General features: G+C 54.9%; 13 protein-coding genes. 9 read left to right on the top strand and 4 right to left on the bottom strand.

Annotated features, from left to right (window positions below; genetic code table 11):
- Positions 1–13: 13 nt before the first annotated feature.
- Entirely contained in the window at positions 14–1,078 is a 1,065-nt protein-coding gene (gene lpxK, locus Q31a_RS27530) for a tetraacyldisaccharide 4'-kinase (protein ID WP_145085381.1), read from the top strand.
- 208 nt (positions 1,079–1,286) lie between these two features.
- Here the strand turns inward: lpxK and Q31a_RS27525 are convergent, their stop codons facing one another.
- Entirely contained in the window at positions 1,287–1,505 is a 219-nt protein-coding gene (locus tag Q31a_RS27525; RefSeq protein ID WP_145085378.1) for a BON domain-containing protein, read from the bottom strand.
- 284 nt (positions 1,506–1,789) lie between these two features.
- Here Q31a_RS27525 and Q31a_RS27520 point away from each other — a divergent pair, with 284 nt between their 5' ends.
- From Q31a_RS27520 to Q31a_RS27510, 3 genes are all read left to right on the top strand, one after another.
- Positions 1,790–3,454, top strand: a complete 1,665-nt coding sequence (locus tag Q31a_RS27520; RefSeq protein WP_145085375.1) for a GGDEF domain-containing protein — start codon at positions 1,790–1,792, stop codon at positions 3,452–3,454.
- Positions 3,455–4,108: 654 nt separating this feature from the next.
- Positions 4,109–5,554: a TolC family protein gene (locus Q31a_RS27515; protein ID WP_145085371.1), complete on the top strand. Its 1,446-nt coding sequence runs from the start codon at positions 4,109–4,111 to the stop codon at positions 5,552–5,554.
- Between the two features lie 137 nt (positions 5,555–5,691).
- On the top strand, positions 5,692–7,434 hold the full coding sequence (locus tag Q31a_RS27510) for a potassium/proton antiporter (RefSeq protein WP_145085368.1): 1,743 nt from the start codon (positions 5,692–5,694) through the stop codon (positions 7,432–7,434).
- 27 nt (positions 7,435–7,461) lie between these two features.
- On the opposite strand, the gene Q31a_RS27505 is transcribed toward Q31a_RS27510, so the two are convergent.
- The 3 genes from Q31a_RS27505 to Q31a_RS27495 are packed head-to-tail and all read right to left on the bottom strand — an operon-like array spanning position 7,462 to position 11,107.
- Positions 7,462–8,643: an FtsX-like permease family protein gene (locus Q31a_RS27505; RefSeq protein ID WP_145085366.1), complete on the bottom strand. Its 1,182-nt coding sequence runs from the start codon at positions 8,641–8,643 to the stop codon at positions 7,462–7,464.
- 54 nt (positions 8,644–8,697) lie between these two features.
- The gene (locus Q31a_RS27500; RefSeq protein WP_145085363.1) at positions 8,698–9,987 is read right to left on the bottom strand and encodes an ABC transporter permease; all 1,290 of its coding nucleotides are present in this window, start codon (positions 9,985–9,987) and stop codon (positions 8,698–8,700) included.
- Between the two features lie 10 nt (positions 9,988–9,997).
- A complete protein-coding gene (locus tag Q31a_RS27495) occupies positions 9,998–11,107 on the bottom strand; it encodes an HlyD family efflux transporter periplasmic adaptor subunit (protein WP_197355817.1) in 1,110 nt (369 codons plus the stop codon).
- A gap of 454 nt (positions 11,108–11,561) precedes the next feature.
- Here Q31a_RS27495 and Q31a_RS27490 point away from each other — a divergent pair, with 454 nt between their 5' ends.
- The 5 genes from Q31a_RS27490 to Q31a_RS27470 all read left to right on the top strand — a co-directional run bounded on the left by Q31a_RS27490 (position 11,562) and on the right by Q31a_RS27470 (position 20,005).
- Entirely contained in the window at positions 11,562–12,764 is a 1,203-nt protein-coding gene (locus Q31a_RS27490) for an ATP-binding cassette domain-containing protein (RefSeq protein WP_145085357.1), read from the top strand.
- Positions 12,765–13,250: 486 nt separating this feature from the next.
- Entirely contained in the window at positions 13,251–13,709 is a 459-nt protein-coding gene (locus Q31a_RS27485; RefSeq protein WP_145085354.1) for a hypothetical protein, read from the top strand.
- 138 nt (positions 13,710–13,847) lie between these two features.
- On the top strand, positions 13,848–14,843 hold the full coding sequence (locus tag Q31a_RS27480) for an ABC transporter ATP-binding protein (protein ID WP_145085351.1): 996 nt from the start codon (positions 13,848–13,850) through the stop codon (positions 14,841–14,843).
- An 8-nt stretch (positions 14,844–14,851) separates the two neighbouring features.
- Positions 14,852–17,191, top strand: coding sequence for an ABC transporter permease (locus tag Q31a_RS27475; protein ID WP_145085348.1), 2,340 nt, complete (start codon positions 14,852–14,854; stop codon positions 17,189–17,191).
- A gap of 21 nt (positions 17,192–17,212) precedes the next feature.
- Entirely contained in the window at positions 17,213–20,005 is a 2,793-nt protein-coding gene (locus Q31a_RS27470) for a tetratricopeptide repeat protein (RefSeq protein ID WP_197355815.1), read from the top strand.
- Positions 20,006–20,236 lie beyond the last annotated feature (231 nt).

Here is a 20,236-nt window from a genome sequence, read left to right as displayed (position 1 = left end):
GTAGGTTCACCGCGTGCCCGATCTAAGACAGCTGCTCACCGATAAAAATCCCGGCATCGGAGTGATCCTGCTACGCTGGTTGCTACGCGTGCTTAGTATCCCTTATATGCTCTTCATGCGTGGCCGGAATTGGCTGTATGCCTCTGGCTGGAAGAGCGTCTACCATTCGAGCCTGCCAGTGATCTCCGTCGGGAACCTATCAGTGGGTGGGACCGGCAAGAGTCCGGTGGTGGCTTGGATTGCCAAATGGATGCGCGCTCGCAATGTGCGCGTCGCTATCTTAAGCCGCGGTTACGGAGCACTCGATAGCGGACAGAATGACGAAGCGCTTGAGCTCGAGTTGCAGCTACCGGATGTGCCCCATTTGCAGCACTGGGATCGCGTCGCATCGGCGCACTTAGCCGAGGAAGAGTTGGAGATGGAGTTGCTGTTGCTCGATGACGGGTTTCAGCATCGGCGAATCTCCAGAGAGTTGGATATTGTACTGATCGATGCAACGGAGGACGCTGCGGCTCGCTGGCCATTGCCAGGCGGGATTTTGCGAGAATCGATGTACGCCCTTCGACGTGCGCAAGTCGTGATGCTCACGCGTACAGACCAAGTGCCTGCAGCATCACTGCGACAACTCTCCCAGACCGTGATGCGCATTGCCCCTCAAGTTGTCCTGCTGCATGCAGTCCATCAACCACGCGAGCTGTGGATTTATCCCGATCAGCGATGTCCTGTGACGGATTTGACTGGGCGGCGTGTGTTGGCATTTTGTGCGATTGGAAACCCTGCGTCTTTCTTCAAGAGTGTCAGCGACTTGGGGGCGGACGTTTTGGAGACTCGCACTTGGCCAGACCATCATGGTTTTGAAGCTCAAGATATTGACGCCATCCGCGAATGGGCTGCTGGCAATCCGCAAGCCGAGCTGTTGGTCTGTACCATGAAGGACTGGGTGAAACTGCAGGTCGAGCAGATTGGGGATATTCGCTTGGCGGCATTGTCCATCGAACTTGGGATTACCCACGGCGCCGAGCAATTGGAAAGTTGCTTGGAACAAGTGCTGTCGCAATCATCCAAGGGACGCGTTTGAAGAGGCTGCCCGAGGTGAAGCTCGCTGGGGGGGGGCTCGTTGTTTTTTCGGGTGAGCCAAGCCAGCAAAACGAGAGGGCAGGCGGTGGAACACAAGCGGAACGATTGCATCGTTACATTGACTCGGAACATCGCGAAGCCATCGCGTGAGAAATCGCAATGCGATTAAGAGAAAGATCCGAGTCGGAAGCGCGTGGCTCTGCGTCCAATTAGTCTACGTTGACTGAATTGACGATGTGTAGTCCTTGACCGGCCCGACGCACCGTCTCTTGCGCCATCTGCTTCGCGTAGAAGCTGTGAACCTGGCCATGCAACAAGACTCGATTGCCGTCTTGCTCAACGCGAATTCGTCGCACATCTGCGATCGGACTCTCAGCCAATAGATCTTGAATTTGCCCCGTTACATCACGAAATCCCGAGTCAATCATGATTGCCCATCCCTAGAAAAAGAACGCGAGCGTGTTTCCCTGCGAATCTTGCTGCGAGTGCTCACATAGTCATGTTTAAGACGTCCGTAAGTATGACGCTTAAGATGTGTGCGTCAAGCGCATTCGCCACAACCGGTACAACCTGCATCCTTAATTTTTGGGACATGGGTTTTGCTAGCATGCGAAGCTCTCACCAATCCTGTTGCAATGTTCGTAACCTAATTTTCACTACTGCCTGTTGACGCGTGAACAGGGGAGATGACCGCCCTTGGATTGACCCAATCATGATTGAATTTCTATGTACCGTAGCTGGATTGTTTGCTGGCGTGGCGATCCACGCTTCGGTCATGCAACGCCAAACCGACCGCAATCGATTTGAAGCGGCTGAAAAAGATGAGGATGCAGATCGCATCCATGGCATCGCTGAACAGTTGAAAGTTATCTCGGGACGCGTGGCGGAAAATGTCAACGCGCACAGTGAGAAAGTGGGGAACATCAGTGGACACATTAGCGGTCAGCTTAGCGAGCAGGAGTTGACGTCTGAATCGGTCGTGTCTTCGATCAACGAAATCATCGCTGCTAATGAGGCCATGCAAGGGCAGTTGGCCGACGCGCAAAAACGAATTGTCCAGCAGTCGGAAATGATCGAATACGCCTCGAAACAGGCTCGCACCGACGCTTTGACAGGACTCGCCAATCGCCGGGCACTGGACGAATTCTTAAAGGGCAGCTTGGCATCTCAGACCGATACCGATAACGAACAGGTCGGGTTGCTGATGATGGACATTGATCACTTTAAGAATTTCAATGACAGCTTTGGTCATACAACGGGCGATGCGGTTCTCGCGAGCTTCGCGCGCTCCGTGGTCAGGATCTGCGGACAAGGTTGTTATGCAGCCCGCTTTGGAGGTGAAGAGTTTGCTGTCATTTTAGCGGGACAGAGCGCAGAGGAAATTGTCGAGAACTCTGCCAAGATTCGATACTTCGTCAGCGAGCAAGTGATTACCTATGAGGATTTGCAGCTCAAAATTACTTCGTGTGCAGGCCTAACCTTGCTCCGAGCCGAGGACACCATTAACTCGGCCTACGAGCGAGCAGACGCTGGGTTGTATCAAGCCAAGAAGGGGGGCCGGAATTGTGGGTTCTGGCTCGACGATGAGGATTGGGTTCCCTTCCCTGCAATGTCGGGCGAGCCCGAATTGCTGGTCGATGTCCAGCCACTGTCTGCGAATGTGCCCGAGTTGGAGGCCAGCACTCCTGAGCCAGATTCAGGGGACGCTGACGAACGCCTTCAGCCCGTCTCTTCCAGCGAGGAGGATGAGCTGTCTGGGATCGAGCGAGACACCGAAGCGGCCATCGAAAGTTTGACGCAAGACATGCAGTCGGTCAGTCCTGTGGCGGATGAGGTTGAAGGAATAGAGGCAGCTGGGAAGACGGAAGAATCTGAGCTTGCCACAACCTCCTCCGAGATTCTGGATTTGGCGTCGTTCATGTCGCGATTGGACGTCTACTTTGATCAATTGCGTCGCGCTGACCTGCCTGCGTCGGCAATTATGATTGAAGCGATGGGATTGGAGGCTGGCTCGCCAGTCGACGCAGGGAACGCTTGGGAAACGATCGTCGGATTGATTCAGGTTCGCCAGCGCGGAATTGATGTTATCTGCCAGTTTCGCCCGCGGACGCTATGCATCTTCTTGCCAGGGTGTGCGGAGAATTCTGCGATTGATCGCGCCGCAAAAGTGTTGGAAGGCTTTCGCAGTGCTTTGGATTCTTGGGAGGGAGACCTGCAACCGGAGCGTTTGGCGGTTTCGCTGGCTCAGTTCGACGATGTGGAGAAGCCAGCCAGTTTCCTAGATCGTCTAGAACGCGGTTTAGACGAAGCGGCCGATGCACCCGATGGAGAGATCGTTGTACGCAGCGGGGAAGAATCGCGATTCCAGTTAGTCTAGGCCAGTCAGTCTAGGTAAGAGTCGTTCGGCTGGAATGCAAGTGTCCGGTTTGCAAGCATTCATTTTTAGTAGACGACACTCACCAGCGCCGGGACGTGGGCATGCACCGGGTGTCGGACGTTCACTCGCTGTGCGGCTGGAACACTTTGGAGCTTTTTTCAATTCAGTTCCCAAATGCTCTTGACCGTAGGGGGGCATCCAGCCTAATCTTCTCCCGTGTTAGAACCTGGTGAACGGCGGGAACGCACCGAGCTTTTCGAAGTTAGCGTTCCAGAGAAAAATCGATCTTGTACAAGGATGTATGAATCGTTTATTCTCCCTGAAACTGAGTTTGGATGGTGTTTACAGCAAGATGCTGTAACTCCATCCGCTATAAAAAATTGCTCCCGGATCCGTTATTCGCAGTCCTCCGCCCCCCTGGGACTCGTTCACAATCCGGGAGCTTTTTTTTTGTCTTGAGCAACCAGCCCTGACCGTTTCGCTCCCGCAATTCTCCTGCCTATTCTGCGCAGCTTGCGACACCGTCCCTCTTTGCCTAAGTCGTTCAACTCGACGGCTGGCAACACGTCTTAAGACTTACAACCGATTGTTTCGATTAAATCTCCTGTACGCGTTTTGTTCTCTGCAGAGCGAATCCCAGACAAGAGGTTGTTGATGAATACGCAAGCAATTGGAGTCGCGAAATCGCTAGTCGCGCTCATCTTGCGTACCTGCTGGCGCGCATTTTGTCAGCTGCCAGCGATGTGGGGATTGGGATGTCTGTTGGTGGGAGTGCTGAGCATTTCCACCGTTTGGGGGCAAGTCGCAGAGCTGCCTGTCTTCCAGACCGCTGCTCCACCGGCTGTCACCTTGGTCAAGCAAACCTTACCGACTGCGACGGCAGAGCCATTCTTGGGCTCTGGGCCAGCGGTGCCCAGTCAAGCAGTTCGTGCGGCGGATCGGATTTCATGGGCCGCCACGCCCCACTTCGAATTCGCGCAGGATTCGCGCAGCAAAGGACTGGATGGAGCTGGATTAAACACGACGAACTTGCGTGAAGCTTCGCCGAGTTGGCTGTTGGATGGACGCACGATTGCTTGCCGCGCGGCGCAGCGCTGGCCTGCTGCAAGGGTGCTGCGCGCGCGCGCCCAAACGGTGCTCAAGGCCTATTGCAACGAAGATGAATGCACGCGTCAAGCCGCTCGCAATTTGGCCGATTTTCTGAACTTGCAAGCAGACCACCAGGCAGATCAGGGGGCGGCCGCCGCGCTCCGCGCCTACTACTCGCGAATTGCCATCTCGGAGCAATTGCGTCTTGTCGCCGACTCGCGCGAGCAGCTTGAGCTCGAGTCTCAGAAGCAGCATGTCTTGCGCGAACGCGGGGTTGCGACAGGCGTTGATCTAACGCAGTTTGAACGTCGAAGCGTAGAGCTAGATGATGTCTCCAGTCAGCTGCTATCGCAGGATCGCCAACTCCAAACTCGGCTGTCCGAAGTGGTTGAACTCGATTATCAAGTCGATCAGGTGCGACAGGAGGCACTGGAGGTCCAGAGTAGCTTTGTCGATGTCGCTGGATTGCAGGTCTATGCCCTAGAAACGCGTGCGGATCTGGCCGCTTGGCAGTTGCTTACGCACCAAGTGAATTCGACGAGCGTCCCTGTGTTCGCTCAAATGTTGACCTCGGTCGTGGGAGGCTGGGGCCTACCGCTGCCCCCCATCGTGGGATTGAAAAAGCTGTTGTGTCCACCCGATACGTCTGCGCTGGTTGCCAGTTTCCGACAGGAGTTGTGCCTAGCACTGGAGGCGCAGCGGCGATGGGTGAGCCAGGATGTGGCCGAGAAGGGGGAGGCGTTGAATCTGGCTTACGAGCGAATTGCGTTTGCCCAGAGAACTGTAGCCAGCTGGGAGCAGCGGCTTGAGCAACTTGAACGCCTGGAGTCGCTTGGTCAATCGCAACCCGCCGAGAGTGGCGTGGCTCGTTCCGGACTCAGCTTGGCGCGGACTAAGGAGGTGGAACGGCGTTTGGAAGCTCGACTTGCAGAAGTGGATTTGGCAGAAGTGGTGGGAGGGCTGTGCAGGCGATGTTGCGGGGGACAACCCTGGTTAGTCACCGGCTTCTAGTTCGCTTTATTCACTCCTTCGCCAGTCGGCTTTTTGTGGGGATGCAATGGCGTCGGGCCCGGGGGCCCTTTGCGGGATCCTGGGACTTGCATTACATTTGAAGGGTTTCAGCATCAGTAGCATCGTTCCATCGATTCATGCTTAGCATCGAAACTCTCATTCTGATCACTGGAGTCCTGCTGTTGTTGGGCATCGCGTCCAACAAGTTCTCAGCTAGGCTCGGCGTTCCTGTGTTGTTCGTCTTCTTGGTGGTGGGTATGCTCGCCGGGTCCGAAGGGATCGGCGGCATCGAGTTCGAGAATTACTCGCTCGCATACGGCATTGGAACGGTGGCCTTGTGCCTAATCCTGTTTGATGGCGGAATACGCACACCCTATGCTTCGATTCGGTCTGCCTGGAAACCCGCCGGAGTCTTGGCCACCTGTGGCGTTTTCATTACGGCACTCATTACCGGCTTGGCAGCGTCTTGGATTCTGGGGATCTCTCTGTGGCAGGGGCTGCTGTTAGGGAGCATCGTAGGTTCAACTGATGCTTCGGTGGTCTTCTCAGTTCTGCGAGGTGGAGGCGTACATATTCGACCGAAGCTGGCGAATACGTTGGAGGTGGAGAGTGGTTCGAACGATCCCATGGCGATCTTCCTGACCATCGGTTTGATACAAGTTCTGAGCGGCGAAGTCCCATTCGGGATTGGCCTGCTCACCCTCTTCTTCAACCAAATCGTGCTCGGTTCCATCGTCGGCATTGCAGTTGGTTGGGCCGGCGGATGGCTGCTCCGGCACACGCGCCTCGAAGCTGCCGGATTGTATCCGGTGATGGTAACAGCCTTGGGGCTATTTTCCTTTGGACTGGCTGCGGCGTTGGGCGGTAGTGGGTTCTTGGCCGTTTACTTAACGGGCATCGTGATCGGAAATTGTCGCCCGGTCTATCATCGAGGAATCTTATTGTTCCATGATGCGCTCGCCTGGATTTGCCAGATATTGATGTTTACCGCACTGGGCATCCTTTCATTCCCCAGTCGATTGGTCGAGGTGGCGATTCCAGCCATTCTGATCTCAATCGTTTTGATTTTCGTGGCGCGTCCCGTTGCGGTTTTCCTATGCGCGGCTCCGTTCAAATTTACTTTTAGAGAATTGACTTTCCTATCTTGGGTGGGACTGAAGGGAGCAGTGCCGATCACGCTTGCAACGTTTCCGATGTTGGCGGGTCTCCCAAGTGCATCTGTGTTGTTCGACACCGTCTTTTTTGTGGTATTGGTCTCAGCCCTGGTGCAAGGCTGGACGTTGCCTTGGGTGGCGCGTTACCTCAAACTCGAAGTGCCGACCCGTTTGCCACCACCGGTGACGCTGGAAATCAGCTCGCTCACCAACGTTGATGGAGATATTGTCGACTATTTCGTGGACGACCGATGCCAGGCGGCCGGCAATATGATCAAGAACCTAGCACTACCAGAGGGGGTCGTAATCGCCTTGATAGTGCGCGGTGAGCAAATCATTCCACCGCAAGGGCGGTCGATGCTGCATCGAGGAGATCATGTGATTGTCGTCCTGCGGCCACGCGTTCGCGCTCTGGTCGACCGAGTCTTCGCGCAGCGCGAACAGCCCTATGATCCCATCCCAGCAGAGTTGGAGTTTCCGCTGCGCGGCTCAATTACGGTAGGCGAAGTCGAGCAGTTCTATGGTCTGGTGTTGGATAGTGAGAACGACGCGACCCTCGATGAAATGCTACGCAAGCGTCTCAACGAGGAGGATATCAAGCCCGGCACCGTCGTGAACTGCAAACAAATCTCTCTACGCATCCGCGAACTCTCTTCGGAGGGAATCGTGGAATACGTCGGTATGAGGATTTTGCCTGAGACTGGAAAAAAAACAGCCCAATTGTAGCTCCGGGAATTGCGTCGTTGACGGGGGTCAAAAAAGACTTGCCGGATCGGTATGGAAGAGCTTGCGGATTGCCAAGATCCCACTTGCCACGCACATGACCATGGTCAAGATCCATACCAGAAGAATCCGGTCCCATGTCATTGCCATGACGAGGCCACTCGAGGTTGCCAGGAGATGGTACAGGCCAAGAGAAACCACTAGCCCCGGGATGAACCCGAGGCAGGCCAGATAAAACGATTGGCACAGGACCAAGCTCCAGAAATAGGCTGGTCCGTATCCCATGGCTTTGAGCGTGGCGAGTTCGGGCATGTGATCGCTGATGTCGGTGAATTGAATCTGATAGCAAATGATGGCTCCGACGACCAACCCCATGATGGTGCCAATCAGAAAGATCTTGCCGATGGGTGTGTTGCTGGCCCAGAAGTTTTTTTCCCGCACGATAAACGTATCGGTGCGGGCCACATCAATTTGGCGGGGGGCCAGAGCGGCGATACGGGCGGCCAAGAGATCGAGTTCTTCAGTGTTCTGTGAACTCGCCTGAATCAGACCGATGTCCACCACGTCACTGGGGTGCCCGGAAGCGTTGCGCCAGGGAAAGTAGTCTGCGTGTAGCCGTTCGCTCAGCAGGAGGGTACCATCATTGCCAAAATCCGTTCCCAGTTGGAATTGCCCAGTGACGGGAAGCGATTTTCCATTGAGTTCGATAGCTTGCTTCTTTAGGCCTGTGGGGGCACCCGCAAAGCCGAAACCCGGTTTGCTGCGGGTGTCGACGAGTGCCGCCTGTTGCGCATCGGCGGTCTGCAAGTCTTGGAAAAGGTTGGGGTCGGCAAAGAAGTGGGGCGCATGGAGTTCGACCCCAATCACTCGTATGGGGCGCGGGGTGTGTCCTGCCACTTGAACCTGTGCCGTCCCTCGTTCAACACTGACAACACACACTTGTTGCACTCCCGGAAGGGCGGCAGCTTGCTCCAAGAGGTTACGCTCGAAACGCTGTTCCGTGGAGATGTTGTAACGCGCACGGCTGAGCATCGTGAGGTTCGCGACTCGCGTATCGAACAGCGAGAAAATTTGAACGTTGTTGTCGATCAATGCATTGCGGAAGCCAATTTGCATGAACATTAGCACGACGGCAAACCCAACGCCGGTCGCGGCCAAGGCGCACTTGGCGAAACTACTGGTTAGATTGTGCCAGGCTAGTGGAGTACGCATGGTGTTGATCGACTAAGGGTAGGACAAGCGACGAAGAGGATCCCGCCAGTGGCATCAAAATAAGCTGGCAGGCTCTGCTCTCCAGAGCTTTCGCAAGGCGAGTAGACCGCTGGTGCAGCACATGGCCAGCCCTAGGATAGACACCAGCGTGATTCGCATCGGCGTCATCAACATTGGAATGCCAGAGAACCAGGTGGTTATCCAGTAGAGTAGCTCGGCAGTTCCCCAGGCGGCTAAAAAACCGAGGCTGCAGAGAACAATGGCCTGCGTCATCACAATGCTGGAAAGATACTTTCGAGAGTAGCCCATGGCTAGTAAGGTAGCATATTCTGGGAGTCGATTTGCGACGTCGGTCGAGAGGATCATGTAGACAATGGCTCCACCGACTAGCAGCGAAAGTAGGACACCCAATTGGAAAATGAGCCCAATGGGGGTTTGCCACAACCAGCGATAGTTTTCACGCTGCAGCGCATCCTCTCGCGTCATGATATCAATGGCCGTTAAAGGCGATTGTGGGTCAACCGACGATAGCTGGCTCTGAATTGCCCGCAGCAGCGAGGGGGGAGGTGAGGCGGTTGTGGAAGGAGAGGGCGAGGTAATCGCCGTTTTTTTTCGCAATGCTTCGACGATCTGGTCGATGGCTTCCGGCGATCGGTCGGCGACTTGCACTAGTCCCAAAGAGGTCTGGGATTGGACGTCCCAGGGCGTGATTCGTGCGAAACCCGCTTCGCTCGTAATGAGCGCCCCGTTGGCAGCCAGACCGGTCCCCAGCTTGAAGAGCCCTTCGATGATGAAATTGCGGCTCCCGACTTCAACTTCACGATCAATGTCCTGCTGGGTGAATTTTTGAGCATTCCAGGCTCCGTAGGTACTTTGAGTGCTGTCGTCGAGCAGGATCGCGTTGTCGGCAAACAAGCAAGTCGATTGGGCTTGGATCTGCGGTAGGTCAAAGATTTTCTGCCGAGGATCGAATGCCATTACAGCGATGGGGAGATACTGACTTTCGAAACTTTCATCCTGGGCATCGAGTTGGGTCGGCAACTTGCGCCAGTTCTGGATGGTTACCCAGAAGGGTTGGGCGGAAGTAACACCGGGTACACTCTCTGCCATGCGTAGCCACTTGCGTTCGATGTTGCCGGGTTCATAGAGGTGCAGGTAAGCGTGCCCGCGTAGCAAGATATCGAATTCAAGAGATTTGAGTACGTTGGTGGCGGTGTGTGAGACGGCTCCCATGAAACCAAGTTGCATGAAAACTAGTAAAAGCGCAAAGGCTACTCCGCCAATGGAAACCAAGGTCTTCGGACCTTGGTGGAGGAGGTTGATGAGTCCGAGCGGCGTTTTCATGGTAACGGGATCATTTGCTCGATACCGTAGAGTCGATTTGGATTTCGACTTCAACCTGTAATTGCAACCATTGCTGCGCACGCGCCGCAGATGAGGGCGAAAGGTTAATGACTACGGTTACCGCTCGGTAGTCCGTGCGGGCTAGGGGGTCGAGGGGACGCAGCTGCGGTTGCCCCACAAGTTGAAATTTCTGTTGTACGAACCCCAGCAGTGGACCGTCTAGGAAAGCGCGGCTAGAGATTGTTGCCGTCTGTCCAGGTTCAACCCAGACCGCATCCATTTCGTTGACTTCGACTTCACACACTAGCTGGCTGTCATCTGCCATTTCGACCAGGGGGCGGTGTCCGCTGGCTTCCCCTTTTGAAGCCCCCACGGAGAGAATGATGCCGTCGCTAGGGGCGACGATGCGGGTAGCTGCGATTTGTTGCTTTAGGGTCCGGAGTTCAAGCTCGATGACTTTGAGGGTGTCTGAAGACTCGGTGGCTTGCAGCAGGTCTGCAGCGGCGAGCTTGTCGGCAGCCGCACTGCGACGCGCCCATTCCAATTCATCCACGGCCTGCTGATGGTTCTGAACTTGTTGTTGATAGGCTAACTCGGCTTCACCCACAGCAACTTGCTGCCGTTCAATCTCGATCTGTCCGACAAATTCTCGAGTCACGCTATCGTTGGCAATCGCTTGCAACTGGGTGAGGATTTTCTGGGTGGCTGCTACTTGTTGTTCGGCGAGTTGCAGCAGATCTTCTTTCTTGGCGAGCTGATCTGCTTGGGCATCAATGCGTTCCAGCTGCAGCTCGGCCGCGCGGAGCTGCCGTTGGGAAGCCCTCATCGCATTCTCTTGCTGTCGCTGGGCTGCAAGCCGCTTTTGAACCAATGCCTCCAGTTGGGCGGCTTGGACTTGTTCCGAGCGAGTCCTGACGAGAGGCGTGCCAGCCGTCACGCGCTGCCCCACCTCAACCAGCATTTCATCGACGACATCGCCGGGAGTGCCCATGAGTTGGATGAAGCCACCGGCGGGCAAAATCTGTCCCTGTGCGTTGACTTTCGACACCGGCAGATCGGAACTCAGTGCGTTGGATGTTGCCTGAGTTTTGCTAGTGGATGGATTAGGATTGCAACCCACCGCGGGGACGATTCCCAGGCCAATGGCCACCCAAAGTACGTACGCGCATCGTCGGCGGCTCGGACGGAATTGCCGAGCGCCTAGCATTGGGATTTTGCAATGGAATGCGCGAAAAAACATAGCAAACTAGCAGGACGCAACCGAAGTTAAGTGAATGGAGAGCAACGACGGAGTCTGAGCCGCGGAGGCACCGCATGGATGGATCCCTAAACCCGCAGCGCGCCATCTAACAATGGTACCCTGTCGACTATACTTAGTTTCAAGCTCGGTAATAGTTAGATTTGAGGTTAATTCGAATGTCAGATTCCGGCTAAAGTTGCGCTGGGAGGGCGCGTGAGGTGCGGGAAACACCGGCTGGCCGGTTCAGAACCGCACGTTGCAACATTCCATAGGTTGGCCCGGATTATGGAACCCCACAGTTTTTCACTCGATTGATCACTAGTAAGCCGGTTCGATGTCTGATAATTCTGCCAATTCCCAGGGTTCCAGTGGCACCCCCTCGAACGCTGCCGGGAATCCATCGGCGGTGCGCTTTGATCCGAACTGGTTGAATCGCATTTCTCAGCGGGAGTCACCCGCCATTCGAGCGACCGGCCTGCAACACTTCTACGGCAGCGGGGAACTCAGGAAGCAAGTCCTGTTCGACAACAATCTGGAGATTTATCCAGGTGAGATCATCATCATGACGGGGCCCAGTGGATCTGGGAAAACGACCTTGCTGACGTTGATCGGTACGCTGCGAAAGGTCCAGGACGGCGAGTTGTACGTTTTAGACAGACCGCTGCATAAGTCCTCAAGCCAAGATTTGCTCAATTTGAGGCGGGAAATTGGGTTTGTGTTTCAAGCGCACAACCTGTTCGATTCCTTGACTGCGACGCAAAATGTACGAATGGCTCTCGAGCTTGCCGAGCCCCACGGTACGAAACGAGCGCACACTCTACGTGCTAAGGAAATGCTAACCCAAGTGGGACTGGGGGAGCGAACCGGCCACAAACCGAAGCAATTGTCAGGCGGCCAAAAGCAACGCGTCGCAATTGCCCGTGGCTTGGTGCACCAACCCAAGCTGATTCTGGCCGACGAGCCGACTGCGGCCCTGGACGAGAAGAGCGGAAGGACCGTGGTCGATCTACTGCGGAAAATGGCCAAGGAAGAGAATGTTACGATCATCATCGTAACCCACGACAATCGCATCCTGGACGTGGCCGATCGGATCGTGAACTTAGTCGACGGCAGCATTCGTAGCGATGTCTTGGTCCAAGAGGCAGCTATCGTTAGCCAGATGTTGGTCAAATGCGAAGTCTTCAAGCACCTTACGCCGCGCGGATTGGCAGAAATGGCGGACCATTTGCAAAGTGAATCGTTCGCAGCTGGTGTGCGTGTCATTCGAGAGGGAGACTTAGGGGATCGCTTCTATTTGATTCGCAAGGGAGCGGTCGCGGTGCGTCGGGGACCAAACGAGGCACCTGTCGCTAAGCTTAAGGAGGGGGATTTCTTCGGAGAAATGGCGCTGTTGACCGGGCAACCCCGCAATGCCAGCGTCGTGACCTTGGAGGATACCGTGCTGTACTCCTTGCGCAAGGAGCAGTTTCAAGTTGCCATTGCTCAACAAGCATCGTTTGAAACCGAAATTCGGACCAGCTTATTCGATCGGCATTGAGGGCATTGAGCTTGTCGGCAACAGAGTTTGCTGGCCAACTGGGGTTTCCGACAGCCGTGTCGAGGATACGCTTGCTTGCGGGGCCTGCGGCTCGCAAGGAGAGTTGGTCGCAAGTGGATTGCAGCCATCTCAATGGCGATAGCCGCGAGGGAAATCTGCCGAGCAGGGGGCAGTAACGCAATGCGATCGCCAGCGGTTTGAGGAGTGAGAAACGAAGGTGGGAGAGCGGCCTCAGGAATGGTTTATGGGGAGATGAACTTCTGTTAGAGCCATTTGATGGCGTGTTTACGGGAATCCGCAGTTCCATTCCGCAGGACTTCTAGATATAATCCTGGCGGCGAATGAGAGAGGCTTCTTTGAATTTGGTTGCCGTACCTTCGCATTTAGGCTGTGGCAATTGGTGCGATAATGACGATCTGTGGGTGTGGACGCGGATGCTTGACCCTTCCAGTATTGAGATAATTTAGTTGTGCAGGGCTGCTAAAGATGAAACCGGATACAAGTTTCTACCAATTCTCTAGAGAGGTTTGGCAAGCGGTCAGTGACCAAGCGGTTTGTGCATTGCTGCGCAAAGAATTCTGTCCGGAAGAGTCGCGAGTGGACTCCATTCGCTGCGTATTTCTCGACGAGGAAAACGAGTCCAATTTTGGACGTCAAGTTTGGTTTTTCGAGGCTACAGCCGTAGACCCCGTTGGCCGGCGTCACCGTTTGTATGGAGCATTGGACTTTTCGGTTCAATTTGGACTGCTAGAACCGACCCGGGCCATGTTGCTCGAAGACGCACATCACCGCCAGCGGTTTCTTGATTCGATTACCCAGCCTGTTCTTTCACCGGTATGGTTTAACCCGTCAACCAAGATTTGGGTGCGACTGACGATTGCCTCGGTGATCATTTTGTCGGCTATCTGGGTGTTGTCGCTCGCCGCTTTGTTGCTGAAGGCCTAAGCGCCTCTGCAGCCCCAGGTCTCTGGGAGTTGCTTTCATTAGGCCTGTATCGGTCTGTAATTGAGCATCTCATCTGACGATCGATCCGCTATGCTAGTGGTTTCTTAGTTCGTCAAACTCAGATTATGGTTCGTCGGAATGACTGATGCTCCTGCCATAGATGTCCGGCAAATCCACAAGCGCTATCACGATGGCTGGTTTGCCCGCAAGAGCTTCTTGGCCCTGCGGGGGGTAGATTTGACCGTCCGGCGCGGCGAAGCCTTTGGGTTGCTCGGCCCGAATGGGGCAGGTAAGACGACGTTGATCAAGATCCTGCTGGGTATTGTGCGCAGTACTGGCGGCGCCGCTTTCTTGCTGGGGCATCCCGCTGGTAGTCGCGGCGCGCGGCAGCGCGTTGGCTATTTGCCAGAGAATCTCAATTTCCCCGCACATCACACTGCACTGCAAGCACTCCGGTTCTACGGGCGGTTAAACAGCCTTGATGAGGCGGTCATTCGTTCGCGTTCACGTGATCTGTTGGATTTGGTGGGACTCGTTGGGCGCGAGACCGAATTGGTGCGGAAGTACAGCAAAGGCATGCGGCAGCGATTGGGGTTGGCTCAGGCCATGTTGCACGAGCCGGAACTGCTCATCCTCGACGAACCCACCGATGGGCTCGATCCCGTGGGACGCTCCGAGATTCGACGCATCATTACGCGATTGAAAAACCAAGGCAAAACGGTCTTCTTGAACAGTCATATTCTTCAAGAGGTGGAATTGGTGTGCGATCGCGTGGCAATTCTAGCGACGGGAAAATTGCGTGGTGTGGGGACTCCCAGCGAGTTGACGACTCAGTTTCACGGAGCCCTCTCCGCTCGGTTGTGCATTGAGGTCAGCGGTGCACCCGAGGTGCTCGAGCAAATAGGACCTCAGCTCGATGCGGAGTTGCAACCATTGCCCGATGGTCGCTGGCAGTTGACGGCCCATGCGGATTCACAGTCCGACGTTGATCGCACGGTGGATCGACTGCGCAGCAGTAATTTGAGCATTCACAAGCTGGAACGCAAACGCCCCACTCTCGAAGAGGTGTTTTTGTCTGCGGTCAATACGCAGGATGACGCTCTGCTCCCCTCAAGCGAACCCGCACATAACTGACAACTTTGATGAAACCTTATATCGCGATTCTGATCGATTCCTTTTGGGAAGCAGTAGGCAATCGAGTGCTGTGGGCCATGCTCTTAGGGTGGTCGCTGCTACTGTTGGGCCTAGCGCCCTTCGGCTATATCAGCGAAAACAGTTTTCAATTGTCCAACGTCGACATCGACAATACGCAGCAATTGGTTTCGAAACTTGCAGAGGGAGCTAAAGGACGCGGGAGTCACGCGGTTCAAGCTGTCACGCGTCATGTGGACGCCGGGTTTCGAGAGCAGCTCAAGAAACGCCCCACCGAGGCGGATGACAGCGACTCCGGGCAACGCATTTCTCGCCGTGAGTTGACGACGCATCTGCGGGTTGCGATGAAGTCGCCAGAGCTGTATTCCGAGGCCGACTTTCCGACCGCGCAGCGCCGGGAACGCCTCAAGGAATTGATCGAGATCGGGCCAGAGCAGCTTGCGGAACCTGAGTTGCTGGAGCTGAACCGAGAGTTGTTGCAGCTCGCCTTTCCGGTGGAGCTAAATACGCCTCGAGGGGAGCAGTTGTGGATTGGCTATGCCGGCATGAAACTTGGCGATGCGTTGGAATTCAGTCGCAGTCAAATACGAAAATTTCTGGAACCTCTCCTGCTGGCCGGTATTATTAAGCTGGGGTTAGGAGTGTTGGCAGTTTTCATTGCAATTATCGTCACCAGTCCGATTGTGCCCGATACCTTTCGTTCGGGTTCCCTGCACCTTCTCTTGAGCAAGCCGATTTCGCGCGTTTGGCTGTACTTGTTTAAATTCTTTGGTGGGTGCGTTTTTGCGCTCGTCAACATAACGTTTGTGCTCGTGGGACTGTACTTAATCGCCGGAATGCGTTTCGAGATCTGGAATCATGGTCTGTTGGCTTGCATCCCGTTGCTGATGTTTGTGTTTGTCATTTTTTACAGCGTGTCGGCATTCGCGGGATTGATTTGGGGGAATCCAATCGTGAGTGTCGTGGTCTGCATGGTGTTTTGGGTGTGCTGTTTTTCACTCGGATTCCTGCACGATGCGCTGTTACCTCGGTTTGAGATCTTGCCACAGGTTCGTCGTGTGATGGAAGTCGAGGACCGCTTGTTGGCGGTCAATGAGGGAGGGCAACTACTCGTCTGGAATGCCGAATTTCAATTATGGCAACCGGGTGTGGACTCTAACAGTGGCATGCACTCTAAGACATTCGGTCCCTTCTACGATTCGGTCAATGATCAACTTGTGGTGAAATCCTTCCAACGGTCTCCCTTCGGTGAACTAAGGGCGACCACCCGAAAATTAGCGTTGGTACCCCTGAAGCAAGAGCCCGTCGAAGAGGCGGCTCACACCGCTGCAGAAGCTCGTGATCAACAGCTTTGGATGAGTGAAGCTGGGCCCGCGCTACCGCAAAAGATGTTTGATCTGTTGGAAATGCAGGATTCGTTGATTGCCGTTTGCCGCAACGGTTTGTACCGCATCGGCTTTGAACAACTCAAGCCTGACGACCGAGCCAGCAAGGGCCTATTTGGATTCAAGAACCCTTGGGTAAGTTCCACGGAATTCCAAAGCGTCACGCCACCAGATTTCTTCACGAGTGAGAATACGAGTGGTGCTGTGTTGGCGGATCAGTCCGGAGTTGTGCTGTATACCTCTGGAGACATTTCTCTGCTCGTGTGGGAGGAGGGGCAATTGCGATTGGAGGCTACCACGCAACTCAATTCAGAGGCGGATGGCACGGAAGCTTGCCTAGTACAGATGAATGCGGATTTCTGTGTGGCTGCCCGTGATGGCTGGCCATTGGTTGTCCTGGACCGCGGGCTGCAACCGGTCGGAGAGGTGGCGCTGCCAGAAGGAGGGGAAGTACGGCAATTGGATTGGCTACCGAATACCAATGAATTGGCCGTGATTACTCACTCTGGAGAGTTTTGGAAACTGAACTGTGAAGATCTGTCGCTTGCTCACCTGCCGACCCCGTATCGTGGCCAGATTACTAGCATGAACTGGCTGTCTCCCACGCGTGTTTGGCTGGGGGTGAAGCCGAACCGAGTCTACTTGCTCGACTTAGCAACAGTGACAGTAGAACGCGAGATAGAACCGCTCGCGACTCTCTGGGATCGGATCTTTCGGTGGGGAATTCAGCCAATTTATCACTTGAACCCCAAGCCGGCCGCACTCGACAATGCAATGGGGTACGTTTTAACAGGAGAGGAGACGCAGTCTCTCAGTCTCGTGACCACCGACCTGCGAAGCGCCCAGTTGAAATTGGATGTTTGGACTCCGATAATTAGCAACCTTTGCTTCGTCGCCTTGATGCTTTCGTTGGCCTGCATCTACGTTTCACGCAAAGAGTATTAAAGAGTGATGGGAATAATTACGATGCAATTTCGACTTCAGTGCGTGGCGGCAATCTTCATTGCGGCCCAGTTGCTATTGGGCATTCCCAGCGAAATCCTGCTTGCTGATGAGGCGAAATTGGAAGTCGGGCTGGAAGCGGTCACCCCTCAGCGGCAGGTCGATGCGCTTCTGATGCAATTGGCCGCACCGGAGTTTCAGTCGCGCCGCAAAGCCTTTCTAGAGCTTTGGCAATTAGAGGAAGAGGTTTTGCCTGAGATTCGCAAGGCAAAATCGTCGGCGGATTCTCAGATTGCACAGTCGGCGCAGATGTTGGAAATTTTGTTGAAATTGCGAGTGCAACCAGGGGATCAGGCGACGTCGAGTCTGCTGTTCCAGTTGCTGGCGGAGCCCTCGCCGCTGGCCGTGGCAGAACTCTGTCGACGCAAGTACTGGAAGGTCGCAGAGGAGATTATCGATACCAATCCAAGTGTCGTAGCGGACTTTCAAGAGCAGGCGGGAGCTTTTCAGATCGGGCGGATTGCTCAGATCGCTCTCGAGCAAGAAGAGCCGAGGAAGGCTTGGCCATTTATTCGCAAATTGGCCGATTTGCCATTGGCAACATGGATCGCACACCAGAATGGACTTGAGCTCCCTGAAGTTGATCCCCGGCGAATTGATCAGGTCGCCATCCGGGACTTCTACTCCGGGAATCTTGCCGCCGCCATGGATCCCGCCGTACCAGCCGCCACGCGTCTCCGGTTTGTCACTCGCAGCGGTGATTGGTCCAGATTGTCAGAGACCGAACTGCAAGATGCGGTGATCGGTCCCGCGACGCCAACGGCTAGTCAAGCAGCGCGAGCCGCACTGTTTGAACTCGCTGGCAATGTCCGGGCATCCCGAGAGTTGTGGGACGAATTGTTGGGAACCGAATCAGCCGACAGTGAGGTGTCTCCCAATTCTGAAGGAGATCTTGAGGTATCTGCCCGAACTCACGCGGCGGCTGGACTCTTGGAAGATGATCTCTCTCGGGCCCAAGTGGGATTCGCGTTGCTTCTTGCGGGAGAAATCGAAGCCATCGAGCTGTACTTGCAGAACCATGACCCCTCCCACGCGTTTGTTCATTTTTTATCGAGTAGCCAGTTCGACCGCGCCTTTGAAGTCGTCGGCTTGGAGCCAGAATTCGCCAACTTCGATGCTTGGCTACAGCAACGCCGTATGGACATGCTTGAGCAAGATCGGTTGAAACTCTACCAACTGTTCAATGAGAATGCGCGCCTATGCAATGCGTTGGTCAATGTGGGGCAGGTCGGTGAGGCACAGCAGGTCCTGCAGATGTTGGTGGAAGTCATCGTGGAAAGTCGCTCCGGTTCGAGGCTGGCCAGTCGCTCGCAGTTCGAGGGCGATTTGTGGCGGATGCTGGGAAACTGGTTGACGCAAGCCGAACCACGTCAAATGTACCTGTCTCAGGTTCAGCAGCGTTACCAGGATATTCCGCGAGAGATTCAGCCGAGTGTTGTCAAAGCGCTGTTTCCCGAAATTGGAGATACGGCAGCTGTTTTGCTAGATACTGCCCAGACCGAAGCTGCTTCGCCAGGTTCTACCGAAGATTGGCAACTGCGGTGGGAATTGCTCGATCACCTCTGGCGATTGGACCAAGACTACTTCGCCCAGAGTGCCAGCGGGAAAGAGGTCGGCAATCTTGCTGAGTTGTGGCTTAAGCGAGCCAAGGCACAGATGGACGGAGGTCCTGCCTCTGGGGCGCAGCTCGAAGAGCTGTCGCAGCTGGCACTCGGATTCGGCTTGAATGATTTGGCATTGCAGTTCGCCATCGATCCACTTGCGGTTGATCGAAGTCATTGGGTTGAGGGCGCAGAAATGTTGCTCCAACGCGGACGCCCTCAGCTGGCTAGCGAGTGCTTGGCTCAGTACAGGCGAGTAAGCCGCTCTGGACGCTACCAAGCGCTGGAACGCGAGGTTCACGCACTGTTGTTGACCGGTGAATTTCAGCAGGCAGAAGTGTTGGAGCAATTTCGCCATCTGGCGCCCTATGACGACCGCTATCTCGATACCAGTTTTTCGGACGTTTCTAATTTCCTCCGAGAACAGGAAAAATATGCCCAAGCGATTGAGTATGCAAAGCCGGCATTTTTGCTGGCACCTGAAACGAGTATTCAGAGTTTCTGGATTGCTACCGACTATGCCATCTCGTTGACGGAACTGGAGAGGCATCGCGAGAGTGCCGATGTGCGTCGAGCGGTCTTTGTCGAATCGCTGACGTTTGGAGCAGAGTTGTCAGGGCAGGCATTTCAGTTCCAGTATTCTTGGTATGACTACTTGAGCCGAATTGTGTACTCCCTGCAGAAGGAACGCATGAGTCGTGCTATCAGCCTCATTGATGAAGGGCAGTTCGCTGCTGCTTGGCATGAAATTGAGATTGGCCGCAAGTTGCAGCCGCAGGATATTGAAATGGTGGTGCAGTGTTTTCCCCGTTTGGTCGAGGGGGGGCAGCCCGAACTGGCTAACCAGTTGTTCGAGACCTATGAGCGTGAGATGCTGCAGCAATTGACCGCTTGGTCCCGCGACGCGACCGCCTTAAACAATTTAGCGTGGATGTACGCTAAGTGTGAACGCCAGCTCGACAAAGCCTTGGAGCTGGCCCAGCAGGCGGTTCAGTTGGCGCCCGCATCGGCAATTTTCTTGGATACGCTAGCCGAGGTGCAGTTCCGTCGAGGCGACCAAGAGGCAGCCATCGCCAGTATGCGTGGTTGCATCAAACTCGACCCACGTGACAGTCATTACCGCGAAAATCTGGCTCGATTTCAAAGCGAGCCATGAATCGTAGCGAGCTCTTGTTTACATGCGCCAGCAATGTTGTGGTGTGTCGTTGGCTGCGAGGCCTTGCTCCTGGAGAGCGAATACCGCGGTGGCTAGACGCTGTCGTTGCTGGCGCCCAGAATTCTAACGCCTAGAAAGCGACTATCGCAGATAGCATGTTGGCGTCACTCGCCAATCGCTGATGCCTCTCTCGCAGCAACTATTTCGGGCGGCTGGCGGGGCGCTGCACTG

This window comes from Aureliella helgolandensis, from assembly GCF_007752135.1.
Taxonomy (GTDB): domain Bacteria; phylum Planctomycetota; class Planctomycetia; order Pirellulales; family Pirellulaceae; genus Aureliella; species Aureliella helgolandensis.
This window is presented reverse-complemented; position numbering and strand designations above follow the sequence as displayed.